Origin of the sequence: Rhodococcus sp. EPR-147 (genome assembly GCF_001647185.1) — a bacterium.
Lineage (GTDB): Bacteria > Actinomycetota > Actinomycetes > Mycobacteriales > Mycobacteriaceae > Rhodococcoides.
In genome coordinates this window covers 1-2,159 of record NZ_LVCU01000475.1, presented here as the reverse complement: position 1 = coordinate 2,159, position 2,159 = coordinate 1, and the positions used below count along the sequence as shown (strand labels likewise).

The following is a 2,159-nucleotide window of genomic DNA, read 5'->3' as shown; positions in this document are numbered from 1 at the left end:
CGACCACGAGAGCGGCCGAGGCCCCGACCAGGTGCAGCAATCTGGCCCGCAACTGAGCCTGTCCTGCAACGAGATACGTGAGACCGAACGCCGGCAACACCAGCAGCCCCTGCAGCATCTTCGTGAGGAACGCGAACCCCAGCGCCACGCCGGCAAAAGCGAGCCACATCGCGGCCCGTCGTCCGGCAGCTGTCTGCAAAGATCGCACGACGAAGTAGCCGCCGAGTGTCATGAGCAACACCAGCAGCGCGTCGGGATTGTCGAAGTTGAACATCAACGCCGCCGCCGGCACCGATGCCAGGGTGAAGCCGGCGAGCAAACCGGCCATGGGGTTCGCGACACGCTTGACCGCAGCATACACCGTCGCGACCGAGGCGACACCCATCAATGCCTGCGGCAGAAGCAAACTGAAGCTCGAGAACCCGAACACACGAGCCGACAGTCCCATCACCCACAGTGCGGCCGGTGGCTTGTCCACGGTGATGAAGTTCTCGGAGTCGAGGGATCCGAAGAACCACGCAGTCCAGTCCTTGGTACCGGCCTGCACCGCGGCGGCGTAGAACGTGTTCGCGTATCCACTTGCCGTCAGGTTCCACAGGTACAGCGTTGCCGTGGCCGCGAGCAGAATCAGCAGACCGAGCAGGTGCCGGCGGCGATACCACCACGTGGTCTGCCAGGACGGCTGGCGGGCGTGCGACGGAGGCATCGCGGCCGGTCGGTCGAGTTGGGCAGTCATCGCACATCCTGTTCGTCGAAGTTGTCGACTACGAGAGTGTGCGATGGACCGTCGGCCCGGCTGGGAGCAGCCTGCGAACTTGCTGTGAGCGAAAGAGCTGGTTCAGACGCGATCTGCGTACACGACGATGTTGTCGTCGTAACTCGATATGTCCGAATCGAATTGGCCACCACAGGTGATCAAACGCAGGCCTGAGTGATCGATGTCTCCGTACACCTTGTCGGTGGGGAACGCATCCTTCGGGTACTGCTCCACCGCGCTGACGACGAACCGGACAGTGTTTCCGTCCTGGCTGACGACGGTGACATCGTCGCCCTGTCGGAGATCGCGGAGCCGGTAGAAAACGCCGGGGCTGCCGTCCCAATCCACATGCCCCGCAACGATCGACGGTCCCAGTTGCCCCGGAACCGGCGACCCGGTGTACCAACCGGCCGGGAAACCGCCCGGGGGAACTTCCATCGTGCCGTCCGGACGCAGACCCAGACCCATCACATCGGAGTCGACGCCGATCGCACCTATCTCGAGGCGCGCAGGCGGTGACCCGGCGACCGACGATTCGGCGACAACCTCGTCTGTCGGGGCGACGGCTGCAGGAGCAGAAGAAGCCGAGGACGTCGAATCAGTCTGCAGGGGAACGGTATCCGACGGCGTTGCACACCCGGTAACCAGGAACAGCAGCATGAGGAACGCCGCTGCCACCGCCCGCACCACGACCCGATGACGGGTCGTGGTGCGGGCGGATTCGGCCGGAGGTACCGATACCTCGACGGTAGGTCTCACCGATCAGTTCCGACGACGAGTCAGAGCCAAGGCAGAGAAAGCACCGACCGCGAGTACCGCCAGCAATGTCCACATCGGAGCGAACGACGTTGCAGTCGAACGGTTCACGGTACTGCCGTCACCGGTGTCGACACCACCGTTCGGGATCTGTGTGATCTGGCCACCGGGGTTGTACGTGCCCGGCTGATCCGGGCCACCCGGTGTGATCGGCTGATCAGGCGTGTTGGGCTGATTCGGCACATTCGGCTGATTCGGCACGTTCGGCTGATTCGGCACGTTCGGCTGGTTCGGCACGTTCGGCTGGTTCGGCACGTTCGGGACACCCGGGATCGGCGGGATGGTGATCACCGGCGGCACACCCGGAATCGGCGGCACCTCGATGACGATCGGCGGCGTACCGCCACCATCACCCGGCGTACCGCCACCATCACCCGGAGATGTCGTGGTCACGGGCGGCGTGGTGGTCACCGGAGATGTCGTGGTCACGGGCGGCGTGGTGGTCTCCGGAGATGTCGTGGTCACCGGAGGCGTCGTGGTCTCCGGAGATGTCGTGGTCACCGGAGGCGTCGTGGTCTCCGGAGATGTGGTGGTCACCGGAGGCGTGGTCGTAATCGGAGGTGTGGTGGTCACGGGCGGCTCGGTG

General features: G+C 64.7%; 3 protein-coding genes and 1 pseudogene. All 4 read right to left on the bottom strand.

Annotation, left to right across the window (positions count from 1 at the left end; genetic code table 11):
* On the bottom strand, nt 1-736 hold a 736-nt coding region (locus A2J02_RS20325; protein WP_197478085.1), incomplete at its 3' end, for a glycosyltransferase family 39 protein.
* A 102-nt stretch (nt 737-838) separates the two neighbouring features.
* Nucleotides 839-1,516, bottom strand: coding sequence for a class F sortase (locus A2J02_RS20320; protein WP_068052738.1), 678 nt, complete (start codon nt 1,514-1,516; stop codon nt 839-841).
* 3 nt (nt 1,517-1,519) lie between these two features.
* Nucleotides 1,520-1,966, bottom strand: coding sequence for a hypothetical protein (locus A2J02_RS20315; protein ID WP_156516317.1), 447 nt, complete (start codon nt 1,964-1,966; stop codon nt 1,520-1,522).
* Nucleotides 1,944-2,159 (bottom strand): annotated as a pseudogene (locus A2J02_RS28390) (hypothetical protein); the annotation flags it as partial. The pseudogene A2J02_RS28390 and the gene A2J02_RS20315, both read right to left, overlap by 23 nt.